This is a genomic window from Agrobacterium sp. 22-221-1, from assembly GCF_053522445.1.
Genome location: NZ_JBNWCL010000024.1, coordinates 50499 through 70453, shown reverse-complemented (window position 1 = coordinate 70453; position 19955 = coordinate 50499). Strand labels below are relative to the sequence as shown.

Sequence of the window (19955 nt, the reverse complement as noted above, 5' to 3'; positions counted from 1 at the left end):
GTCCAAAAGCCAGCAGGCGGTCTCTAACGACCAGGATTCCGACGGCCTTCCGCCCGCACTCTACATAGCACAAATCCAATACACAGGATTCCTGTGACAAGCACAGGAATGAGGTGGTGCAAAATACAAGCGTCTTGGCACCCTCACTCATCACCTCCGATCCAGCACCCGGCACACGCGCGCCGCCGGCTCCTCACCCTCCCCGGCAATCGCACGGCGAATATCGCGGCTGTTCAGATGCAGGCTGCGGCCGGCGGGTAAATTTGCACGTTTGATCTTAGCAAGGGCCGCCCCGACGAAGGCGGCCTCGTGGTCGTGGAAAAAGGCAAGAGCCGCTTCTCCTGCCGGGCTTGGCCCCAGCACGGCCTTGAAGGCAAGGCGGTGCACGGCGCAGAAAGCGCCGTGACCGGGGACGGCAAAACGCAGCGCATCGAGTTCCTCACTCCATTCCGCTGCGTCCTGCATGAATTTACGCCGACTGGAAGCGCTTCAGGAAAAACGCGCTCAATGTTCCAAGCAAAGCCCAGAAAACGAAGCTGGTCACGGTGGCGGCGACGATGAACTGACGCTCCAGCGGCAGCGGCGCGAGCGCATGTTCGCCTTCCGGCGGCAAGGGTGCGCCGACCACATGCGGTGCGACGATCAGCACCAGCGCCAATATGATGGCCCAGGGTTCGCGGCGGAACGCAATCAGCGCAATGCCGCCCGCGGTTGCGGCAACCGTCGCAAGCCACCAGATCTGCCGCGCCTCGAGCGCGGCGGCCGGGCTGCCCGGCAGTTCCGGCGGCAGGCCGATCATCGGGGCCAGCATGACGGCGGCAAAACCGGCAACGCCCCAGAGAAGGCCTTCGCGCCAGCCGCCATTGGTGCCACGCAGTGAAATGAGGCCGGTCAGCACCAGCGCATAACCGATGGCGGTGAGCACATTGGCGGCGACGGTATAGGCGGCGCGCTCGAAGCCATCGGCCGGAGCCCAGGCCTCGTCATTGTGCTCATGGGCGGGAACGGCAGCACCGGGGGCCGTCGCATCATGGCTGTGGGGCACTTCGCCGGCGCTTTCATAGGTTTCCGCCTGAAGGATGAGCGGCGTCGTGCCGAAAGCCTGCATGGCCGAGACGGCGAAACCGCCAAGAATACCGACGAGAACGGCGGTAAAGACGATATTGCGAAAAGACGACATGCCGTTCCCCTCAATGGCAGGGGAAGGCATTGGCATGACGCGTGTCATGCGCGGCGTTGTGAACGGCTTCCACATGGGAAAAGCCGACAAAACCGACAACGAACAGGCCAAGCACGATCGCCGTCAGCGATTGCGCGAAGCTGGTTGTTTTTGCGGAAACGGCGGCGTTGGCCGTATTCTGGTTGATGGACATGGTGGCCCCTCTCCGGCGCGACCCCGCGCCTTTGGACGCGGCCGGACAGCAAAAGGCCGTCGAGCCGCTACGATACACTTCACCACGGGGATACGAGACTGACACAGGGAGGCGTCGATCCCGCCACCCTGAAATTCCGCTCTTCCGGACACCCCGCCGGCATGGATATTTCCGCGATGGCAGGTCTCCTGGCTTACGGGTCAAAACCTGAAACACCTTCCCGGCGTCACCCTCTCTGGAAACCCTCGGTTCCCGGCGAGATGGCTTGCCAGTGGCATTTCGTTTCAGGCTCTCCGCTCACAGTTGCGGGGGCAGCCACGAATGAGGATTTCTCCCTATCGTGTTCCCTTTTCACCTTCCGGAACGCCCGGAAGGAACCATCACAGGATTGTTATCCGATGGGCGGGGTCGGGAGTCAATGGTGGGCCTGATTTCGAACTGCACGCCGTCGCCTCCAGCTCCGTCACCCCGGACTAGATCCGGGGTCCAGCGCGATCAAGTCCTTGATCGCAAGAGACTCTTCTCACGGCGCAGACGCGCCGTGGCTGGATGCCGGATCTAGTCCGGCATGACGGCTGAGAGTTACCGCGACGGTATGGCCTTCAGATAGGCGGCAATCGCATCGCGGTCTTCAGGCGTCAGATGCGCCATGTTCTGCTGCACCTTGACCATGGAGCCGCCGACGCTGTCGAATTCCGGGGTGAAGCCGTTTTCCAGATAGCTGGCAATATCGGCCTCGGCCCAGCTGCCGATGCTTTGCGAGCCGGGGGTAATGTCGGGAATGCGGCCCTCGCCTTCCGGGTTGGGCCCGCCGGCCAGCCATTTGTCTTTCACAAAACCGCCAAGCGCGTTGCGCGGCGTGTGGCATTCGCCGCAATGGCCCGGCCCTTCCACCAGATATTGGCCGCGCAGCAATTCGGCATTGGCATTGGCAAGCTCGACGCGGGGCCGCGCCGAGGGGTCGAAATAAAGGAATTTCCAGCCGCCCAGCGCCATGCGCAGGTTGAAGGGGAACGGCAATTCGTGATCCGGCGCATCGTTCTGGCTCGCCGGCAGGGCTTTCAGATAACCGAAGAGATCGTTGATGTCCTTCTGCGTCATGCGGGCATAGGAGGCATAGGGAAAGGACGGGTAGAGATGTTCGCCGTTCCTGCCCACACCGCGCGTCATCGCATCGCCGAATTCCGCCAGCGTCCAGCCGCCGATGCCATGCTGCGGATCGGATGAAATATTGGGGACATGGAAGGTGCCGAAGGGGCTTTTCAGCGCCTGCCCGCCAGAAAGCGTCAACAGCGCCTCGCCTTTCGCATCGGGTGCGGCATGACAGCTTGCGCAGCCGCCCGCCCAGAACAGCGTTTCGCCGTTGGCCAGATCCGGTTCGCCCAGGCTGACCCAGTGGCTGGGCGCCTGCCGCTGCGGCGCCGTAACCCAGGCGAATATGCCGTAGCCCGCAATGGCCGCGACGACGGCCCCGCCCGCGAGTTTCGTCCAGATGGAGGACATGCCCCTCTCCCCATTCTCACCTGACCCGGTCAGATGTCTTTCGTGCCTGAGAAAACGCCGCCGGGAAGCGGCGTTTCCAAAGTGCTGCGATTATTTCTTCAGACGATAGGTCTGGTGGCAGGTGCCGCAATCGGCGCCGAGCGTCTTCATGGCGGTGGCGACGCCCGCCTGATCGGTGGGGAGATTGGCGAGAACCATGTCCGCATCCGTGCCAAGCTTGGCGGCCTTGGCCTTGAAGTCGTCGAAATTTTCCCAGATGGCGGGGGCAGCGGCGCTGCCGGTCTCGGTGCCGGCGGGGAACTGATCCGGGAAAGCCCTGGCATTGGTGCCGATGGTGGTTACGGCAGTCTTGACGGTATCGGCGTCAAAGGGCTTTTCGCCCTTGGAGATGGCGGCAAGCGAACCCATCGCCCCACCGATCTGCTTCATCATGCCTTCACGTTTTTCGACTTCGCCGGCAGCGTAGACCGCTCCGGCGCAAAGACAGCCGAACAGCATGGCCGCGGTGATGGTTTTCAGTTTCATGCAACTCTCCTTGATTCCGGCCGGGACACCGGGCGCTAGATGGAACGGCGCGAGGATGCCCTTTCCGGATGGCGAAAAGAAGTCACATTGCGGTGAATTCCATCGTGAAAACAGAAGCCTAAGACAGGGCCTCCCACAGTGTCAGCAGCGCTGCGGCAATGAGCATGAAACCGGCGGCGCGGCCGATGAAGATCGTGGCGGCGGGCGAAGAAACCAGCCATGCCCGGCTTTTATCCGCCGTCAGCGCCAGCGCGCCATAGACCGTGAACTGCGTGACCGCCACCATCGCGCCCATCACCAGCCCCTGCATCCAGATCGGGCCATAGGCCGGTTTGAGGAATTGCGGATAGATCGCCATCATGAACAGATAGGCCTTCGGATTGGAAAGGCAGGTCAACACCGCCCGCCAGAAGGCTTTTCTGACCGAAGCGCTCGCCTGCGCCTCATCGCCGTTCACGACAATCGCGCTACGCATCAGGCCGATGCCGATCCAGATCATATAGGCGGCACCGAAAACCAGAAGCGGCAGGAACAGCGACGGCATCCAGGCGGCCAGCATGCCGACGCCCAGGGCGCCGTAAAGCGAATGCACGATGCCGCCGGCGCTCATGCCGCTTGCGGCGGAAAGGCCGGTTCTCTTGCCGCCCGTCAGTGCGCTTGCCAGCACGAACAGCATATCCATGCCCGGCAGGATGATGATGCCGAACAGGACCAGAAAGAAAAGCCAGAGATTTTCGGCGTAACTCATGTCAGTATCTCCCAAAACGGTTCACGACACATTCGGGAAATCCCATGTTTCTCAATGTGTTTCTTCGTTTATAGGAAAAGCCAACTGACAGCGTTGTGTCAGTTGCGTGGGGAAATCCACCGGGAAAACGGCAATGCGCAAGGCGTCGAGACTGTTCGAGATCATCCAGATCCTGCGGGTGGCGCGCAGGCCTGTCACCGCGCAGACGATTGCCGAGGCGCTGGAAGTGACGGTGCGCTCGGTCTATCGCGACATAGCAGCGCTTCAGACCATGCGCGTGCCCATCGAAGGGGAACGCGGCGTCGGCTATATCCTGCGTCCCGGCTTCAATCTGCCGCCGCTGATGTTTTCCATCGAAGAGACGGAGGCGATCGTGCTGGCGCTCGCCATGGTCGCCCGCACCGGCGATAGCGAGTTGCGGCAGGCGGCAAGGCAGGTCAGCGACAAGATCGCCGCCTCCCTGCCCGAACCGCTGTCGAAAACCCTCTCCGCCAATGCCCTGCATGCCTGGGGCAGCATCGCGCCCTCCCCCGCCGGCGTCGATCTTGCGACGGTCAGGCGGGCGGTGCGCGACGAGGAGAAGCTGGAGATCACCTATCGCGATGAAGCCGGCGCGGAAACGCAGCGGCAGGTTCGGCCGATTGCGGTGATCTATTATTCGGAGACGGTGAATATCGTCGCCTGGTGCGAATTGCGGCAGGCGATTCGCAATTTCCGCTCGGACCGGGTGCTGAGCTGCGAAACGACCGGCAGCTTCTTCAAGCTGGAAGGCGAGAAGCTGCGGCAATTGTGGATGAGCGGCTGGCAGAGCAACCAGTTGGGAAACAGAATTTAGTGCAGCTCGCAGCCTCTGTTATGTGTCGGAGCACCCCTCTCCGCCCTCATTCCTGTGCTTGTCACAGGAATCCAGTCGACGCGCGTCTGCGCGGCGGGAGACTCTTTTCAGCCCAAGGACTTGGGCTGGCTGGATTCCTGTGACAAGCACAGGAATGAGGGCTTCGAGAGAGGTCCGGCATCACAGCAAGGCATTATTTCCTATAGGAAATACTCCAGCAGGCGATCCTCCTCGCGCCCGAAACCGCGAATGACGATTCGGTCGGAAAAAACATCGGCGATGGCGAAGGTGTTCTGGTCAGGCGTATCGACCATGCCCTTGAAGTTCACGAAGTGGGTATTGCCCAATAAGCCGTAATTGCCCTCGTGATTATGGCCATTGAACCACGCGACGACCGAGGGGTGGGAGCCGAGGAGCTCAAGGATACGCGGCGCGTCCCACATGTTGTGGGCGTTTTCCGGGTAGACAGGATAGTGGCAGAGAACGATCACTTTTTCGCCCGCCGCATCCGCCTTTTGCAGAACGGCCCGCAGCCATTCGAACTGCTCGTCGCTGAGCGAGGCGTTCCACTCCTGCGCATTGATTGCGCCGGCATCCGCCAGGCGCTTCAGCCGGTCTGCGGCAAGCGCCCGACGCGGATCGCCGGGCGGCGGGGCGAAAAGGCTGACCTCGTTGCCGTCAAGCACGACGAAGCGGATGTCGCCGATGGAAAAATCATGCCAGGGGGCGGACATGCCGAGGCGGGCGTGGATAGCCGGCAAATGCTCGGCGGCGACGGCGAAATCGTGATTGCCCGGCAGCAGGACCGAGCGATGGCGAAGCCCGTCGTAAACGGCAAGGATCGCATCGAAATTGTCGAAGCCGCGGTCGATGATATCGCCGAGCGTCACGACGAAGGCCAGCTCCTCGCGGTTGAAGGTATCGATCGCGTCTGCGAGCTTTTTCGGGCTCTCGGCGTAATAACGGCCCATTTCCGGACGGGGAGCGGCATCGGCATACTGGGGATCGGCGACGATGCCGAAGGAGAAGAGAGGCGTGGTTTTTTCAGTCATGATGCGCCGCGATAAACCCGGCTGATGACAGGCTTGTGACAATAAAATCCGACAGGCCGTATCGCCATATCACAAATGCAAAACACCCGGCTTGAAGCCGGGCGTCTCAAGTGTGTGGATATTTCCACTGTCGTCATGCTCGGGCCTGTCCCGAGCATCTGCCACGTCGCGTTTTGAGAGACGGAGCAGATCCTCGGCACAAGGCCGAGGATGACGTCGCGCGGGAGAAGGCTGCTTCGATCAGCAACCACGCATTCCGCAAGCCTTACTTGGCGGCGGCTTCGTAACGCTCCAGGACGTAGTCCCAGTTGATGAGGTTGTCGACGAAGGCTTCGAGGTACTTCGGACGCAGGTTGCGGTAGTCGATGTAGTAGGAGTGTTCCCAGACATCGACGCCGAGGATGGGATCGGCGCCATGAACCAGCGGGTTTTCGCCGTTCGGGGTCTTGGAGATTTCAAGCTTGCCGTTCTTGACGGAGAGCCATGCCCAGCCGGAGCCGAACTGCGTGGTGCCGGCAGCGATGAAATCGGCCTTGAACTTGTCGTGACCGCCGAGATCGGAGGCGAATGCCTGCTCGAGCTTGCCCGGCAGCTTGTTGCCGCCGCCACCCTTCTTCATCCACTTCCAGAAATGGACGTGGTTGTAATGCTGCGCCGCATTGTTGAAGAGACCGGCATTGGTGCCAAAGGACTTCTTCACGACTTCTTCGAGCGACAGGTCGGAAAGACCTGCTTCGGCCGCCAGCTTGTTGCCGTTGTCGACATATGCCTTGTGGTGCTTGTCGTGATGGAACTCGAGCGTCTCGCGCGACATGTAGGGTGCAAGCGCGTCGTAGTCGTAGGGGAGTTCGGGAAGTTCGAAGGCCATGGTTTTTACTCCTTTTTGCAGCGGGTTACCGCTCCTAGAAACCGTGTGAGCGGACCATAGGAGCGAACCTCAATTTGGGCAACCTGCGAAATATCAAAATGTTCCGACAAAAGAGAAAATTCCTCTCGCCGCGCTCACGACAACAGAAGTTTCACATGCCGGGCGTACCGTTTTTCGCCCATCCGTTCCGTTACCTACGATGCGCGCACGGCAGCGGCTTCTGGACCGATTGGTACTACCTTCCGCGCGCTAAAACCCGGCGCGGCCAGACGTCACCCTTGGCGCCGAATTGACCTGCTGATCTCTGTGAGTATCCCTATGGCCACCGCAAACACGATCACCGTTATCGCCCCGTCGATTATGTCTCCAACTGGTTTCGATCCAAGGTAGCGCGCTTTGAGTATAGCAGCGTGAGCCGGGTCCTCTATGGACGCAACGTAGATCGCTGTCGCCAACCGAAGTCCTCCTCCAATTAGCGCCAGCCACGCTCCGACAATGCCGATTCGCGTAAACATCATTCTTGCCCCCACAGCTACCGATCATCGGTGCGTAGCGTTCTGGAAAGCTCTTCGTCAAGTGGCTAGCCGCAAGTCCGGCGGCGTCAGAAACAACCGTTGATATGTCAGTCGGCAGCGCGTTGGCCGACGATATGGTGAAGGTCGGCGTTGCCTGTTCGACCAAGCCGTAACAGTTCAAAAGCGCGGTGTGGTGTCGCCTTCGCCCAGCGCACGCTGCATCAACACCGTATCCAGCCATTGGCCGTGTTTCCAGCCGATGGATTTGAAGGTGCCGACATGTTCGAAACCGGCGGCGCGGTGCACGCCGATCGAGGCAGCGTTGGCCGAATCGCCGATGACGGCGATCATCTGCCGGAAGCCGCGTGCCGTCGCCGCCTCGATCAATGCATCGAGCAGCTTGCGGCCAATGCCCATGCCCTTCATGGCCGGATCGATATAAACGGAATTCTCCACCGCCGCGCCATAGGCCGGGCGCGGGCGATAGGCGCCGGCATAGGCATATCCGGCTATCTTTCCATCGCATTCGGCGACGAGGTAGGGGTAATTGCCCTCCACCAGAAGGCGGCGGCGCTCTAGCATCGTCTCCGCGCTCGGCGGATCGATCTCGAAGCTCGCGCGGCCGTGCAGCACGGCGTCCCGGTAGATTTCGGCAATGGCTGGAATATCCGCCTCTTCGCAGGGGCGGATGGTAAGGCTGGAAACGGTGGAAAGGGTCATTCTCTTGTCCTGCGGATCATTCACGCCGTCATTGTGCATTGCGGCGCAGCCAAAATAAAGATTATCTGTCTTATACAAACGATAAGGCTTTCTTTGATGATGGACCTCGACCTGCGGCAGCTGCGCAGCTTCATGGATGTGGCCGATCTCGGCAGTTTTTCCGCCGCCGCCGACAAGGCGGGGCTGACGCAGCCGGCCATCAGCCTGCATATAAGGCTGCTTGAAAAACAGCTCGGTGTGCGGCTGATCGAAAGGGTCGGCAGGCGCGCGCAGCCGACGGCGGCGGGGCGCGATTTTCTCATCCATGCAAGACGGATTGCGGAAGAAGTGGCGCATGCCATCGATACCGTAGCACCGCATCGCAGCGGGGTGACGGGACGCCTTCGCATCGGCACCGGCGCCACCGCCTGCATCTATCTGCTGCCGCCGGTGCTGGGCAAGATCCGGCAGGCCATGCCCTGCATCGAGATCGTCGTGCAGACCGGCAATACCCACGATATCCTCCGGCTTCTGGAGGCCAATACCATCGATGCGGCGGTGGTGGCCCTACCCGCCAGCGGCCGCAGCCTCGATATCAGCGACATCCATCTCGATGAGCTGGTCGCGGTTTTCCCGCAAGGCTCCATCTCTGACGCAACGGCGCTCAACGCCGAGACGCTTTCGGCGCGGCCGCTGCTGCTTTACGAGGGCGGCAATACGCGCCGGCTGGTGGATCAATGGTTTTCGGCAAGCGGCCGCACCGTGCAGCCCGCCATGGAACTGGGCAGCGTCGAGGCGATCAAGAAGCTCGCAGGTGCGGGCCTTGGCCTTGCCATCGTGCCGCGCATGGCGATGGAGCATGAAGGCGCGGCATCCGGGCTCGAATGGCGCTCGCTCGAACCGCCGCTCGAACGGCGGATCGCGCTGGCGATGCGGCGCGACAAACATATGACCGCGCCGCTGCGGGCGCTTGCCGCTGCGCTGCCGGATGTGCGGAAACGGTGAAGCCCGTGCCGGTTGCGAGGGCAGGCCTCGACTTGTTGACGAGAAGGAACTGTACTCTCTCCTCCGTCATGCCGGTCCCCGGAACAAGCCCGAGGATGATCCGGCATCCAGCCACGGCGCGTCTGCGCCGTGAGTAGAGTCTCTCGCGATCAAAGACTTGATCGCGCTGGACCCCGGATCTAGTCCGGGGTGACGAAGTGCGGATGCCAGTTCCTCGCCATATCCAACGCTGGATTTGTCTTCAAAACTCCGTCCAGTCATCACCCTTCACGGCCAGCGCCGCATTGCCGCGGGCGGCAACCGGGCGGGCCTTCGGCGCCGGTGCGGCGGGCGCGTGGACCGGGCTTGCGGCGCGCTGCATATGCCGTACCGTCTCCCGCAATGCGGAGCTTTGCTGGCCGAGCTGGAATTGCGCAAGCAGGGCGTGGAGATTGGTGCATTCCTGTGCAAGACCCGCACCGGCCGCATTCATTTCCTCGACCATGGCGGCGTTCTGCTGCGTGGCCTGATCCATGTGGTTGACGGCGGTGTTGACCTCGGAAAGCCCGACGCCGGTATCGGCCACCAGCTTCACGCCCTCACCCACCGCAACGGCTGATGCGGTGATGAGCTGCTTGATTTCCTTGGCGGCGTTGGCGGAGCGCTGCGCCAGTTCGCGCACTTCCTGTGCGACGACGGCGAAGCCCTTGCCCGCATCGCCCGCCCGTGCCGCCTCGACGCCGGCATTCAGCGCCAGAAGGTTGGTCTGGAATGCGATTTCGTCGATGACGCCGATGATCTGACCGATCTGGCGCGAGGAATGTTCGATGCGTTCCATGGCGGCAACGGCATCGCGCACCACCTTGCCGGAAAGATCGGCCTTTGTCCTTGCCTCACGCACCGTGTCGCGCGCATCGCTCGCCCGTTTGGAGGTGGCGGAAACATTGGCGGTGATCTCTTCCAGCGCTGCGGCGGTTTCTTCGAGAGAAGCGGCCTGCTGTTCGGTGCGGCGGGAAAGATCGTCGGATGCCGACGACACCTCGTGAGCGCCGCCATTCACGGTCTGCACGGACTGGCCGACGCTGGTGAGCGCTTCGCGCAGCTGGTGCACGGAGCTGTTGAAATCGTGCCGCAGCGTCTCGAATTGCGGCGAAAACGGCGTGGCGATCTCACAGACCATATCGCCGGAGGCAAGCCGGCGAAGACCGCCAGCCAGCGACCCCGTGGCCTGATTGAGACGCTCTTCGGCCTCGGCCTCCGCGCGCTGCTGCAGCTCGATACGGTCACGCTCGGCCCGCTCGCGGTTACCGACGGCTTCGTCCTCAAGCTGCCGGTTGCGGATGGCCGCTTCGCGGAAGATTTCCACGGCGCGGGCCATCTCGCCGATCTCGTCGCCGCGTTTTGCGCCGGGCACATCGATGGTCAGGTTGCCGTTGGACAATTCCATCATCGCCTTTGTCAGGCGGCTGATGGGGCGGGTGACGCGGCCGACGATGACGGCAAGGCAGAGAATGCAGACGCCAAGTGTGAGGATGAACGCGGCGAGATAGATCATCGCGCCGATAAAGGCGTCCTGTCTGGCCTTTTCGGCATTGGCGTTGAGAACATCCATCGCTTCGGAGGCGATTTTCGCGACCGTATCGAGGCTTTCGGTGACGGTATTGCGCCATGTATCGATGGTGAAGGCAGGCGTGCGGCCGTTGTTCAGATCGTCGATCAGCTTTGCGCGCTGCGTGACGAAATCACCCTTGAAATAGGTCCTGTCGGCAACGGCATAGATATCTTTGAGCGCCTTCGGCGTCGATTCATGCGCGACGAGGTCGCCGGTGGCTTTCCAGGCAAAGGCCGCGCCGGCATCGAAATTGCCAAGCTGCTGGGTTTCCTGCGGGGTCAGCGGCCGCTGCTGGGCCACGACCGCATTGATGACAACGGTGGCGCTGCCGCCCAGCGCGCGCGCCGACCAGCCATAGGACCGCAACTGGATGAGGCCGGTCAGGCTCTGGTCCAGCGAACGAACCTCGCCTTCCACCGCCGTCGAGCCCGCTTCGAGCGCCGTCAGGAGATCCTGACCGAGCGTCAGCACGGTCTTGTCCAGCCCGTTTTCACGACGGTCGAGCGGCAGGGTGACGTTGGCGTCAACCTTTTTGCGCAGCTCCAGGAATTGCGTGTAGATATCCTTCACGCGGGCAAGCGGGGCCTTGAGGCCAGCCTGATCGAGCGCGGCGGACTGTTCGAGAAAGGCGCCCATGGCGGCATCCACCTTCTGGCGCGACGCCTGCACGCTGGCGATGGTGTTGGCCGTCTTCGCCGGATCGACCGTCAGCGCCGAGGCGCTGTTGCCGCGTTCACTGCGAAAGTTCAGCAAGGCGTTGAAAAGCAGCCTGTCCAGCGAAACGAGCTGCGCCACCTCCGAAAAGCTGCGGGCACGCTGCACGGACTGCAACATGCCGTTGCCCACGAAGCCTGCCAGCGCGATGCCGACGAGCAGAAAAAATCCCACAAGTATATTGCGTATGCTGAAAGACATTTGGCGGCCCCCACTAGCCCGGATCGGTAATGTCGCAAGCTAGCGTGTGGTCCTCTAAAATTGGATTAAATTCCCCCTGAATTTTTATGGGAAATAATGCGGCTCAAAACAAAAGGCCGCGGCAGGGATGAGCCTGCCGCGGCCTCTTGAAACTATGGGTTTTACCCGGCCTTAAACATCCGCGCCGAGACGCGCCCAGTCCATGTAGAGATCGAGCGCCTTGCGGGCGACGGGGCCTGCCTGCAATTCGCGATCGTCGAGCTTCACGACGGGCGAAACCTTGGAATAATTGCCGGAGCAGAAGATTTCATCGGCCTCGCGGAAATCCTCGACCGAAAGCGTCGCTTCCCGCACGTCGAAACCGGCCTGGCGCAGAAGACCGATCACGCGCGAACGGGTGATGCCGGCAAGGAAGGTGCGGTTCGGAACCGGGGTAAGGACGACACCGTCCTTGACCATGAAGATGTTGGCGGAGGCGGATTCGGCGACATTGCCGTTCATGTCGCGCATCAGGGCATTGTCGAAACCGCGCGAGCGCGCTTCCAGAATGGCGCGGCCGCTATTGGGATAAAGGCTGCCGGCCTTGGCATCGGTCATGGCGGTTTCCGGCGAAGGGCGGCGCAGCGGCGAAACGGTGAGCGTCAGCGGCTTGCCGGCATCCATCGGCGCTTCGAACAGGCAAAGCGCAAACCGGGTGGAGCCGGCATCGGGCGCCACGACGCTGCCGGGCATGCCGTGTTCGGCCCAGTACATCGGCTTGATGTAGATCGCCATCTTGCCGTCGAATTTCTTGACGCCTTCGAGCGCCAGGGACTCGATCTCCTCGGCCGTCATGGTCGGCTTCATGCCCATATTGACGGCGGAGCGATTGATACGCTGGCAGTGCAGATCGAGATCGGGCGCCACGCCATCGAACCAGCGCGCACCGTCGAACACCGTGGAAGCCAGCCACATGGCATGCGAGGTCGGGCCGATGAGCGGCGGATTGCCGGGCAGCCATTGACCGTCAACATAGGTCCAGGTGGTTGATCGGGGTGCGGTATCGACGCTCATGATGGTCTCCTGTCTCAAGCGTTTTCGTTCGGTAAAAACGCTCCGTCTTTTTTGTTCTGATGCATTGCCGGATGAAGAACGCTGCGCGCTCTCAACGGGGCATGTGCTGGAAATCGGCCGGAGTGAATGCCTCTCCCCTGATGAGGTCAAGTTTTAATTGCAGCGATTTCTGATTTTGATGGAAAATAACAAAGCGACGGCCCCGCAAGCACGTTTTATGAGGCGAAACAAAAGGTTGATGAATAGATTCATCACAATAATTCATGCATCGGACGATAGCGGCGCGATTTGCCCCATGCGATGCTGGCGATCTGACGGCATTTCGCAGGAGGAAAATCATGGCATGGTCCGCCCACCAATATCTGAAATTCGAAGACGAGCGGACGCGTCCCGCACGGGATCTTCTGGCGCAGGTGCCGCTGGAGCGGGTGCTGAATGGCTATGACCTCGGCTGCGGCCCCGGCAATTCCACCGAGCTTCTGACCGACCGTTACGGCGTCAATGTCATTACCGGCATCGACAGCGATGACGACATGCTGGAAAAGGCGGCGGACCGGCTGCCGACCACGCGCTTCGGCAAGGCCGATCTTTCCCAGTGGAAGCCGGTGCAGAAGGCAGACCTGCTTTACGCCAATGCCGTGTTCCAATGGGTGCCGGATCATCTCACCGTTCTTTCGCAGCTGATGGACCAGCTGGAAAGCGGCGGCGTTCTGGCCGTGCAGATGCCCGACAATCTGCAGGAGCCGACGCATCGCGCCATGGAGGAAACCGGAGCGAACGGTTCCTGGAAGGACACGTTCACAGATGGCAGGATGCGCCGCAAACCCCTGCCCGCGCCTTCGGATTATTTCGATGCGCTGACGCCGAAATCCGCGCGGGTGGATGTGTGGCACACCATCTATAATCATCCGATGAAGGATGCGGAAAGCATCGTCGAATGGGTCAAGGGCACGGGGCTTCGCCCCTATCTCACCGCCGCCGGCGAGGAAAACCGCGAAGCCTTCCTCGCCGACTATACGCGGCGCATCAAGGCGGCCTATCCGCCGATGGCGGACGGCCGCCTGCTTCTGCGCTTTCCCCGGCTTTTTGTGGTGGCGGTGAAGAAGTAGCTTCAGCCCGCGAAAGCATAGACCCTGAGGCGATGGTTGTCGGGGTCGGCGGCGGTAAAGGTGTAGCCGAATTCCATGCCTGCCGGCTGCTGCAGCATGTCGATGCCCTTCGCCTTCCAATCCGCAAAAATCTCGTCCACCCGCGCATCGTTTTCAACGCGGAAGGCAAGCTCGCCGCCGCCGCCCATGACGGATGCTTTCGGCTCCACGGTGTGCCGCGACCAGAGGCCGAGCTTCATGCCGTTCTGAAGCACGAAGAGCGAGAATGTCGGCGAGGCTTCGACCGGTTCCGCACCCAGCAGCGCCTTGTAAAATTCGGTGCTGGCCGGCGGGTTGTCGACGTAAAGGATGGTGAAATCGGGGTGGGTCATGGTTGTTCTCCTGTGTTGCGGATGAACGGTTTCTAGACCCCGCTGCTGTCAGTTTTTGTCAGCATGATGCCGCCGCCGTTGTTTTTCCCTTTCGCGCCATTCTTTCAGCAGCGCCTGGCGGCGGCGCGGATAACGGCTGTCGAGAGGGCGGAAATCTTCGATGCGGTCGGCCCGGAAACTGCGGTAGTCCTGCCGTATCTCGCACCAGCCCAGAACCACCCGCACCAGATCGAAAAAAGCGAGCGCGAAGGGCCAGATCACCCGTTCCGTCACGTCTCCCTTTTCATCGCGATAGGTGATGACGACCCTGCTTTCCTTACGGATCGTATCGCGAATGGCGGCCAGATCGACATGGATGGCGGCAAGGCCCTGCCCCGGCCCGACAAGCAGGGTGGAATGATCGAGCTCTTCACGCAGGGCGTCCGGAAGCACGGCGCCGATCTTCACGAGGGCGGCGCGGGCGGCCTCCGCCAATCCCGCATCGGCGCGACCCGCCACCCAGCGCGAGCCGAGCACCAGCGCCTCGATTTCCTGCTGCGAAAACATAAGCGGCGGCAACAGGAAACCGGGGCGCAGCACATAACCCACGCCCGCCTCGCCCTCGATATCCGCGCCCTGCGCCTGAAGCGTCGCTATATCGCGGTAGAGCGTGCGCAGGCTGACGCCGGTTTGCGCGGCAAGGGCCGCGCCGCTGACCGGCATGCGGTGGGAGCGCAGGATCTGCAACAGATCGAGAAGCCGTTGTGAGCGTGACACGCGATATTTCCTTCCACCGCATAGTCGGATCGTGGCGTTGACGATCCCGGCGATAGACGCGTAGCGCCGCCAGCCGCCGGGTGCAACCATGCAAAAAAGGGTGGACAAGGCCGCGTCGCCAGCATGTAGATAGGGTCAGGCTCTTTCACGCCCCTCCCATCCGCCACAGGCATTTCGAGTTTCCGCCATGATCGTTCGTCCAAAACCGAACCTGCTGCAGCTTTTCCTCATCGTGCGCGGCTCCATCATCGTCCGCATCTTTCCGCAGGTGCTTGCGGTTTTCCTGCTGTCGACGCTGGTTGTCTGGGCGCACAAGGACAGGCCGGATCTGGTGCAGGCGCTGAACGGCGCGCCCTTTTCGCTGCTCGGCATCGCGCTTTCGGTGTTTCTCGGTTTTCGCGCCAATGCCTGTTACGACCGCTGGTGGGAAGCCCGCAAGCAATGGGGTGCGCTGATTACCGTCGCCCGCGCGCTTTCACGCCAGAGCCTCATGCTCGATAGCCGGCAGGATGTCGCCGATCCCGTCACCCGCCGGCGGATCACCAATCTTGCCATCGCCTTCTGCCACACGCTGGTTTCGCATCTGCGCCCCGGCGATGCGACCGCCACTGCGGCCAGCCTCGTTCCGGATGATCTCAGGGATATTTACGACCGCAGCCGCAACCGGCCGGACATGCTGCTGCGCGAAATATCCGGCGCCGTCGTCTCCGCCCATGGCAAGGGGCAGATCAGCGATATCCAGCTACAGATGCTGGATGCCACCGTGCAGCAGATGGGGGCGGCGCAGGCTTCGTGCGAGCGCATCCGCCAGACGCCGGTTCCCTTCGGTTATTCGCTGCTGCTTCACCGCACCGCGCATCTGTTCTGCCTGCTGCTGCCGTTCGGTTTCACCGATCTGCTCGGCTGGGCCACGCCGTTTACCGCCACGCTCATCGCCTATACGTTCTTCGGTCTCGATGCGCTGTCCGACGAGCTGGAGGACCCCTTCGGCACCGGCCTCAATGCGCTGCCGATCAATTCGCTCGCCACCACCATCGAGATCAATCTTCGCGAGGCGATGGGCGAGACCGATCTGCCGGCCGATCCGCGCCCGGTGGATTACGTGCTGATGTGATATCGTCCCGCCGGGTTGAAACCGATCGCGCGGACACCAGTTAATGAAAGACGGCTTCCCCCGCCCGGCATCCCGCGCCGGCCATGTTTTCAGCAAACAGGAGAGACATCCCATGTATGACGTCAGCGCGAATGGCGCGAATATTCCCGCCCTCGGTTTCGGCACCTTCCGCATTCCGGAAGACGATGTCAGGCGCATTCTGCCGGAGGCGCTGAAACTCGGCTTCCGCCATGTCGATACCGCCCAGATCTACAAAAACGAAGGCGCGGTCGGCGAGGTCATCGCGCAATCGGGCATTTCCCGGCACGATATATTTCTCACGACCAAGGTCTGGGTGGACCGCTTCCGCCACGACGATTTTCTCGCTTCCGTCGATGAAAGCCTTGCGAAACTGAAAACCGATTATGTCGATCTGTTGCTGCTGCACTGGCCGAAAAGCGATGTGCCGCTTGCCGAACGCATGGGCGCGTTGAACGCGGTGCGCAAGGCCGGCAAGGCGCGCAATATCGGCATTTCCAACTTCAATGTGGCGCTGACCGAAGAGGCGGTGAAGCTTTCCGACACGCCGCTTGCCACCAACCAGATCGAATATCACCCCTATCTCGACCAGACGAAGGTGATTTCGGCGGCGCGCAAGCACGGGATGTCGGTGACGGCCTATTATCTGATGGCCGACGGCAAGGTGCCGAACGATCCCGTGCTGAAGGATATCGGCGCAAAACACGGCAAGACCGCCGCGCAGGTGACCCTGCGCTGGGCGGTGCAGCAGCCGGATATCGTGGCGCTTTCCAAGACGGCGACCGAAAGCCGCCTCAAGGAGAATTTCGATGTTTTCGATTTTGCGCTGACGGAAGAGGAAATGCGGGCGATCCATGCGCTTGCAAAGCCGAATGGCCGCATCGTCAACCCCGGCCACCTCGCACCCGATTGGGACGACTGAGGCGACGGAGCCGTCTCATCGCTCGGTCAGGGCCAGCTTCGCACCCAGCGCCACGAAAGCGGCCGCGAAGCTGCGCCTCAGCCAGGCGAGGACCGCCGGGCGCGACACCACCTGCCGCCGGACCGAGGCGGCGAAACAGCCATAAAGCGCAAACACCAGAAACGTCATGGCCATGAAGATCAGCCCGAGATCGATCATGCGCCATGTCGGCAAAGCCTCATCCGCCGCGATGAATTGCGGCAGGAAGGCGAAAAAGAAGATCGACAGTTTCGGGTTCAGCAGATTGATAAGGATCGCCTCGCCGATGACGCGGGCGGCCTTCCGGGGCTCCCTCGTATCGTCGATCTTTAGCGCACCGTCCTCCCGCAGCGTGTCCCACGCCATGTAGAGGAGGTAGGCGACCCCCAGATATTTGACGATGCCGAAGGCGAGCGCGCTGGTGTGCAGGATGGCGGCAAGGCCGGTGATGGCGGCGAGCAGATGCGGCACGATGCCAAGCGTGCAGCCGAAGGCCGCAACGACGCTCGCCCTCGCCCCCTGCGAAAGACCGGCGGCGAGCGTGTAGACCACGCCGGTTCCGGGAGAGGCGGCGACGATGAAGGATGTGATGAGGAATTCGGGTGTCATGGTGAGGGTGTGTCCTGTGGGTGAAGGACAGGAGCATGAGGGTGCGTGGGGTGGGTGTCTTGGATGAAATTGCAGCGCAGACGCTCGTCGGCGCGCGCCGAAGTGGCGGGTCAGAGTATCGGCCAGCCCACTCCGTCCTCATTCCTGTGCTTGTCACAGGAATGAGGACGGAGAAAGCATCTACGAAAGCGCCGCCCGATAAACCGCCGGCGTAACCCCGAATTGCCGCACGAAGAACCGGTTCAGATGGCTCTGGTCGGCAAAACCGGCGGCAAAGGCCGCTTCGGCGGGCCGCGTGCCTCTGGCCAGCGCATGGCGGGCCACATGGACACGCCGCTGGAGAAGATAGCTGTGCGGCGTGAGCCCGGTGGCCCTGGCGAAAGCGCGCAGGAAGCGGAACTGGCTCATGCCGGCTTCCGCGGCGAGATCGGCAAGGCGGAACGGCCGGGAGGGCTCGTCGTCGATGCGGCTTTTCGCCCGCTTTATATTCTCGGGTGCGGCGATTTCGCCCGGCTTCGCCGCCGTCTCCATCGCGCCCGCCAGAAGCGTCAGCAGGGTCTCGTCGCCACGAAGGGTTTCGCCCGGCCGTTCCCTTGCCGTCATGGCTGCAAAGACAGCGTTGAATCGCTTCGCCAGCGGCCTGATATCGACGGGATAGGCGAATTCGAACGCGCCGCGATCCGTCTCGCCGATATCGGCAATGGCGTCGCGGACGATATCGATGTCGAGATAGAGCATCCGCCAGGCGCGGCCGCCCTCCCCGAGCGGAATACCGTCATGCACCTCGCCCGGATTGACGGTGATGAGATGGCCGGCGCCCGCTTCCACCATGCCGCGGCCGGAGAGCGATTTCTGCGCCCCGCGTTCGATGAGACCGATGCCGAACTGATCGTGCATGTGGCGCGGAAAGGAACGGTCGCTATCCGCCGCCACGGCGACGACACCGGACAGAATGGTTTTCGGCATCAGGAACCGGCCTTGGGCCATGAAAGCGCGCGCTCCGCAAATTAGAGCGCGACGCTATCACAGGATGCCCAGTCGCGACAGATGCGGCCGTTTACGGATGCATATGGTTGATCATGGCGAAGACCTGATCGAAATTGCCGTTCTGCGCGGCGAAACGCAGCGGCTTGCAGCGTTCCACCACCACTTCCTTCTCGTCCGGACGATTTTCAAGAATATCCATCACCTCGGAAATGAAGGCGTCGAGCGGCATGGCCCTTTCGTCGCTCGCCTGCCCCTCGCCCATCAGCGTCGTCTGCACATAGGGCGGCACGATTTCGATGACCTCCACCGGCGTTTCCTTCAGCTGCTCGCGCAGCGCGACCGAATAGGCGTGGATGGCCGATTTGGTGGCGCTGTAGGTGGGGGTCAGCACCATGGGCACGAAGGCGAGGCCGGAAGAGACCGTCAGAACCGTGGCCGCAGGTTGCTTGAGGAAATGCGGCAAAAGCGCCGCCGTCAGGCGAATGGGTGCGAGAAGATTGGTGGCGATGGTTTCTTCCGCCGTGTCGAGATAATCCGGTGCTGCGGCGATGTCCTCCGGCCGCATGATGCCGGCATTGTTGATGACGGCGTTGAGGGTCGGATGGGCCTTTACCAGAGCTTCGGCAAACGCGCGGATGCCTGCGGCGTCCGTCGCGTCCATCACCATCGAGGCCATGCCGGGATTGGCGGCCGTCACCTCGTCGAGCACGGCCTTGCGGCGGCCGGAAATGATGACCCGGTTGCCGGCCTTGTGAAACGCCTCCGCCAGCGCCCGGCCGATGCCGGAACCGCCGCCGGTGATGAGAATGGTGTTATCAGCGATTTTCATTGCAACATCCTTTGCTTGTTGGCTGAAAGGAAGTTAGCTATGATACTCTCCAATCGAAAGTAGGCACCCAAAAGATTTATACTTACCCAAAGGAGAGTGTAAGATGAAACGGCACGCCGCCGACCCGGCCATCGAAAGCCGGCGCAAGGTTCCGCCACCCACGGATACCGATCCGGCAATAGAGGCGCTGGTTCAGGACATCATCGCCAAGGTGGCCGACAAATGGACGATGCTCATTCTGGAAGTGCTGGAAGAGCATGGCACGCTGCGCTTCACGCAGATCGGCAGGCTGGTGGGCAATATCAGCCAGAAGATGCTGACGAAAACGCTGCGGCAGATGGAAAGCGACGGACTGGTGCGCCGCACCGTGCATCCCGTCATCCCGCCGCATGTGGATTACGGCCTGACGAACCTCGGCCGCACGCTGGGCAGCGCCTTTTGCGGCGTGTGGATATGGGCGGAAACGCACCATGCCGAAATAGAAGAGGCGCGGCGCCTGTTCAATGAACAGCCGCCGCGCCCCGCTATGGAGTAGTTTCG

At 61.9% G+C, this 19955-nt stretch carries 22 protein-coding genes and 1 riboswitch; of the genes, 6 read left to right on the top strand and 16 right to left on the bottom strand.

Annotation, left to right across the window (positions count from 1 at the left end; translation table 11 throughout):
* Positions 1–150 precede the first annotated feature (150 nt).
* The 6 genes from ACQZ5N_RS24340 to ACQZ5N_RS24315 all read right to left on the bottom strand — a co-directional run bounded on the left by ACQZ5N_RS24340 (position 151) and on the right by ACQZ5N_RS24315 (position 4149).
* Positions 151–465 carry a hypothetical protein gene (locus ACQZ5N_RS24340; protein ID WP_448734363.1) on the bottom strand — a complete coding sequence of 105 codons (315 nt, stop codon included), beginning with the start codon at positions 463–465 and terminating at the stop codon, positions 151–153.
* Between the two features lie 4 nt (positions 466–469).
* Positions 470–1180: a CbtA family protein gene (locus ACQZ5N_RS24335; protein ID WP_448734362.1), complete on the bottom strand. Its 711-nt coding sequence runs from the start codon at positions 1178–1180 to the stop codon at positions 470–472.
* Positions 1181–1190: 10 nt separating this feature from the next.
* Complete coding sequence (locus ACQZ5N_RS24330) at positions 1191–1373, bottom strand: CbtB domain-containing protein (RefSeq protein ID WP_003522264.1); 183 nt, start codon at positions 1371–1373, stop codon at positions 1191–1193.
* A 161-nt stretch (positions 1374–1534) separates the two neighbouring features.
* Positions 1535–1770: riboswitch (cobalamin riboswitch) on the bottom strand.
* Between the two features lie 185 nt (positions 1771–1955).
* Positions 1956–2876 (bottom strand): c-type cytochrome, encoded by a 921-nt coding sequence (locus ACQZ5N_RS24325; RefSeq protein WP_020810770.1) that lies wholly within the window; start codon positions 2874–2876, stop codon positions 1956–1958.
* A 90-nt stretch (positions 2877–2966) separates the two neighbouring features.
* A complete protein-coding gene (locus ACQZ5N_RS24320) occupies positions 2967–3401 on the bottom strand; it encodes a c-type cytochrome (protein WP_448734361.1) in 435 nt (144 codons plus the stop codon).
* A gap of 118 nt (positions 3402–3519) precedes the next feature.
* Positions 3520–4149 carry a LysE family translocator gene (locus tag ACQZ5N_RS24315; RefSeq protein WP_003522261.1) on the bottom strand — a complete coding sequence of 210 codons (630 nt, stop codon included), beginning with the start codon at positions 4147–4149 and terminating at the stop codon, positions 3520–3522.
* 133 nt (positions 4150–4282) lie between these two features.
* Here ACQZ5N_RS24315 and ACQZ5N_RS24310 point away from each other — a divergent pair, with 133 nt between their 5' ends.
* Positions 4283–4984 (top strand): helix-turn-helix transcriptional regulator, encoded by a 702-nt coding sequence (locus ACQZ5N_RS24310; protein WP_448734360.1) that lies wholly within the window; start codon positions 4283–4285, stop codon positions 4982–4984.
* Between the two features lie 200 nt (positions 4985–5184).
* Here the strand turns inward: ACQZ5N_RS24310 and ACQZ5N_RS24305 are convergent, their stop codons facing one another.
* From ACQZ5N_RS24305 to ACQZ5N_RS24295, 3 genes are all read right to left on the bottom strand, one after another.
* Positions 5185–6036 carry a metallophosphoesterase gene (locus ACQZ5N_RS24305; RefSeq protein ID WP_448734359.1) on the bottom strand — a complete coding sequence of 284 codons (852 nt, stop codon included), beginning with the start codon at positions 6034–6036 and terminating at the stop codon, positions 5185–5187.
* A gap of 265 nt (positions 6037–6301) precedes the next feature.
* Positions 6302–6904: a superoxide dismutase gene (locus tag ACQZ5N_RS24300; protein WP_448734358.1), complete on the bottom strand. Its 603-nt coding sequence runs from the start codon at positions 6902–6904 to the stop codon at positions 6302–6304.
* A 692-nt stretch (positions 6905–7596) separates the two neighbouring features.
* Positions 7597–8139: a GNAT family N-acetyltransferase gene (locus tag ACQZ5N_RS24295; protein WP_031234493.1), complete on the bottom strand. Its 543-nt coding sequence runs from the start codon at positions 8137–8139 to the stop codon at positions 7597–7599.
* Positions 8140–8235: 96 nt separating this feature from the next.
* Between ACQZ5N_RS24295 and ACQZ5N_RS24290 the strand changes: the two genes are divergently transcribed.
* Positions 8236–9123: a LysR family transcriptional regulator gene (locus ACQZ5N_RS24290; RefSeq protein ID WP_448734357.1), complete on the top strand. Its 888-nt coding sequence runs from the start codon at positions 8236–8238 to the stop codon at positions 9121–9123.
* A gap of 241 nt (positions 9124–9364) precedes the next feature.
* On the opposite strand, the gene ACQZ5N_RS24285 is transcribed toward ACQZ5N_RS24290, so the two are convergent.
* Positions 9365–11629: a methyl-accepting chemotaxis protein gene (locus ACQZ5N_RS24285; protein ID WP_448734356.1), complete on the bottom strand. Its 2265-nt coding sequence runs from the start codon at positions 11627–11629 to the stop codon at positions 9365–9367.
* 171 nt (positions 11630–11800) lie between these two features.
* Positions 11801–12682 (bottom strand): branched-chain amino acid aminotransferase, encoded by an 882-nt coding sequence (locus ACQZ5N_RS24280; protein WP_080856081.1) that lies wholly within the window; start codon positions 12680–12682, stop codon positions 11801–11803.
* A 338-nt stretch (positions 12683–13020) separates the two neighbouring features.
* Between ACQZ5N_RS24280 and tam the strand changes: the two genes are divergently transcribed.
* Positions 13021–13791, top strand: a complete 771-nt coding sequence (tam, locus tag ACQZ5N_RS24275; protein WP_448734355.1) for a trans-aconitate 2-methyltransferase — start codon at positions 13021–13023, stop codon at positions 13789–13791.
* 2 nt (positions 13792–13793) lie between these two features.
* On the opposite strand, the gene ACQZ5N_RS24270 is transcribed toward tam, so the two are convergent.
* Together ACQZ5N_RS24270 and ACQZ5N_RS24265 are read right to left on the bottom strand one after the other, a co-directional pair.
* Entirely contained in the window at positions 13794–14162 is a 369-nt protein-coding gene (locus tag ACQZ5N_RS24270; protein WP_448734354.1) for a VOC family protein, read from the bottom strand.
* Positions 14163–14210: 48 nt separating this feature from the next.
* The gene (locus tag ACQZ5N_RS24265; RefSeq protein WP_448734353.1) at positions 14211–14918 is read right to left on the bottom strand and encodes a helix-turn-helix transcriptional regulator; all 708 of its coding nucleotides are present in this window, start codon (positions 14916–14918) and stop codon (positions 14211–14213) included.
* 187 nt (positions 14919–15105) lie between these two features.
* Here ACQZ5N_RS24265 and ACQZ5N_RS24260 point away from each other — a divergent pair, with 187 nt between their 5' ends.
* Positions 15106–16032, top strand: a complete 927-nt coding sequence (locus ACQZ5N_RS24260; RefSeq protein ID WP_448734352.1) for a bestrophin family protein — start codon at positions 15106–15108, stop codon at positions 16030–16032.
* Positions 16033–16144: 112 nt separating this feature from the next.
* Positions 16145–16972, top strand: coding sequence for an aldo/keto reductase (locus tag ACQZ5N_RS24255; protein WP_174056474.1), 828 nt, complete (start codon positions 16145–16147; stop codon positions 16970–16972).
* Between the two features lie 15 nt (positions 16973–16987).
* On the opposite strand, the gene ACQZ5N_RS24250 is transcribed toward ACQZ5N_RS24255, so the two are convergent.
* The 3 genes from ACQZ5N_RS24250 to ACQZ5N_RS24240 all read right to left on the bottom strand — a co-directional run bounded on the left by ACQZ5N_RS24250 (position 16988) and on the right by ACQZ5N_RS24240 (position 19415).
* Positions 16988–17599, bottom strand: coding sequence for a LysE family translocator (locus ACQZ5N_RS24250; protein WP_448734351.1), 612 nt, complete (start codon positions 17597–17599; stop codon positions 16988–16990).
* A gap of 180 nt (positions 17600–17779) precedes the next feature.
* Positions 17780–18586: an AraC family transcriptional regulator gene (locus ACQZ5N_RS24245; protein WP_448734350.1), complete on the bottom strand. Its 807-nt coding sequence runs from the start codon at positions 18584–18586 to the stop codon at positions 17780–17782.
* A gap of 70 nt (positions 18587–18656) precedes the next feature.
* Positions 18657–19415 (bottom strand): SDR family oxidoreductase, encoded by a 759-nt coding sequence (locus tag ACQZ5N_RS24240; protein ID WP_059753982.1) that lies wholly within the window; start codon positions 19413–19415, stop codon positions 18657–18659.
* A 103-nt stretch (positions 19416–19518) separates the two neighbouring features.
* Here ACQZ5N_RS24240 and ACQZ5N_RS24235 point away from each other — a divergent pair, with 103 nt between their 5' ends.
* Entirely contained in the window at positions 19519–19950 is a 432-nt protein-coding gene (locus ACQZ5N_RS24235) for a winged helix-turn-helix transcriptional regulator (protein ID WP_137003042.1), read from the top strand.
* Positions 19951–19955: the final 5 nt, after the last annotated feature.

What these genes read in the sequence shown, in the direction of transcription:
- ACQZ5N_RS24340 (WP_448734363.1), bottom strand. Translation starts at nt 465, where the DNA reads ATGCAGGACGCAGCGGAATGGAGTGAGGAACTCGATGCGCTGCGTTTT.
- ACQZ5N_RS24335 (WP_448734362.1), bottom strand. Translation starts at nt 1,180, where the DNA reads ATGTCGTCTTTTCGCAATATCGTCTTTACCGCCGTTCTCGTCGGTATT.
- ACQZ5N_RS24330 (WP_003522264.1), bottom strand. Translation starts at nt 1,373, where the DNA reads ATGTCCATCAACCAGAATACGGCCAACGCCGCCGTTTCCGCAAAAACA.
- ACQZ5N_RS24325 (WP_020810770.1), bottom strand. Translation starts at nt 2,876, where the DNA reads ATGTCCTCCATCTGGACGAAACTCGCGGGCGGGGCCGTCGTCGCGGCC.
- ACQZ5N_RS24320 (WP_448734361.1), bottom strand. Translation starts at nt 3,401, where the DNA reads ATGAAACTGAAAACCATCACCGCGGCCATGCTGTTCGGCTGTCTTTGC.
- ACQZ5N_RS24315 (WP_003522261.1), bottom strand. Translation starts at nt 4,149, where the DNA reads ATGAGTTACGCCGAAAATCTCTGGCTTTTCTTTCTGGTCCTGTTCGGC.
- ACQZ5N_RS24310 (WP_448734360.1), top strand. Translation starts at nt 4,283, where the DNA reads ATGCGCAAGGCGTCGAGACTGTTCGAGATCATCCAGATCCTGCGGGTG.
- ACQZ5N_RS24305 (WP_448734359.1), bottom strand. Translation starts at nt 6,036, where the DNA reads ATGACTGAAAAAACCACGCCTCTCTTCTCCTTCGGCATCGTCGCCGAT.
- ACQZ5N_RS24300 (WP_448734358.1), bottom strand. Translation starts at nt 6,904, where the DNA reads ATGGCCTTCGAACTTCCCGAACTCCCCTACGACTACGACGCGCTTGCA.
- ACQZ5N_RS24295 (WP_031234493.1), bottom strand. Translation starts at nt 8,139, where the DNA reads ATGACCCTTTCCACCGTTTCCAGCCTTACCATCCGCCCCTGCGAAGAG.
- ACQZ5N_RS24290 (WP_448734357.1), top strand. Translation starts at nt 8,236, where the DNA reads ATGATGGACCTCGACCTGCGGCAGCTGCGCAGCTTCATGGATGTGGCC.
- ACQZ5N_RS24285 (WP_448734356.1), bottom strand. Translation starts at nt 11,629, where the DNA reads ATGTCTTTCAGCATACGCAATATACTTGTGGGATTTTTTCTGCTCGTC.
- ACQZ5N_RS24280 (WP_080856081.1), bottom strand. Translation starts at nt 12,682, where the DNA reads ATGAGCGTCGATACCGCACCCCGATCAACCACCTGGACCTATGTTGAC.
- tam (WP_448734355.1), top strand. Translation starts at nt 13,021, where the DNA reads ATGGCATGGTCCGCCCACCAATATCTGAAATTCGAAGACGAGCGGACG.
- ACQZ5N_RS24270 (WP_448734354.1), bottom strand. Translation starts at nt 14,162, where the DNA reads ATGACCCACCCCGATTTCACCATCCTTTACGTCGACAACCCGCCGGCC.
- ACQZ5N_RS24260 (WP_448734352.1), top strand. Translation starts at nt 15,106, where the DNA reads ATGATCGTTCGTCCAAAACCGAACCTGCTGCAGCTTTTCCTCATCGTG.
- ACQZ5N_RS24255 (WP_174056474.1), top strand. Translation starts at nt 16,145, where the DNA reads ATGTATGACGTCAGCGCGAATGGCGCGAATATTCCCGCCCTCGGTTTC.
- ACQZ5N_RS24250 (WP_448734351.1), bottom strand. Translation starts at nt 17,599, where the DNA reads ATGACACCCGAATTCCTCATCACATCCTTCATCGTCGCCGCCTCTCCC.
- ACQZ5N_RS24245 (WP_448734350.1), bottom strand. Translation starts at nt 18,586, where the DNA reads ATGGCCCAAGGCCGGTTCCTGATGCCGAAAACCATTCTGTCCGGTGTC.
- ACQZ5N_RS24240 (WP_059753982.1), bottom strand. Translation starts at nt 19,415, where the DNA reads ATGAAAATCGCTGATAACACCATTCTCATCACCGGCGGCGGTTCCGGC.
- ACQZ5N_RS24235 (WP_137003042.1), top strand. Translation starts at nt 19,519, where the DNA reads ATGAAACGGCACGCCGCCGACCCGGCCATCGAAAGCCGGCGCAAGGTT.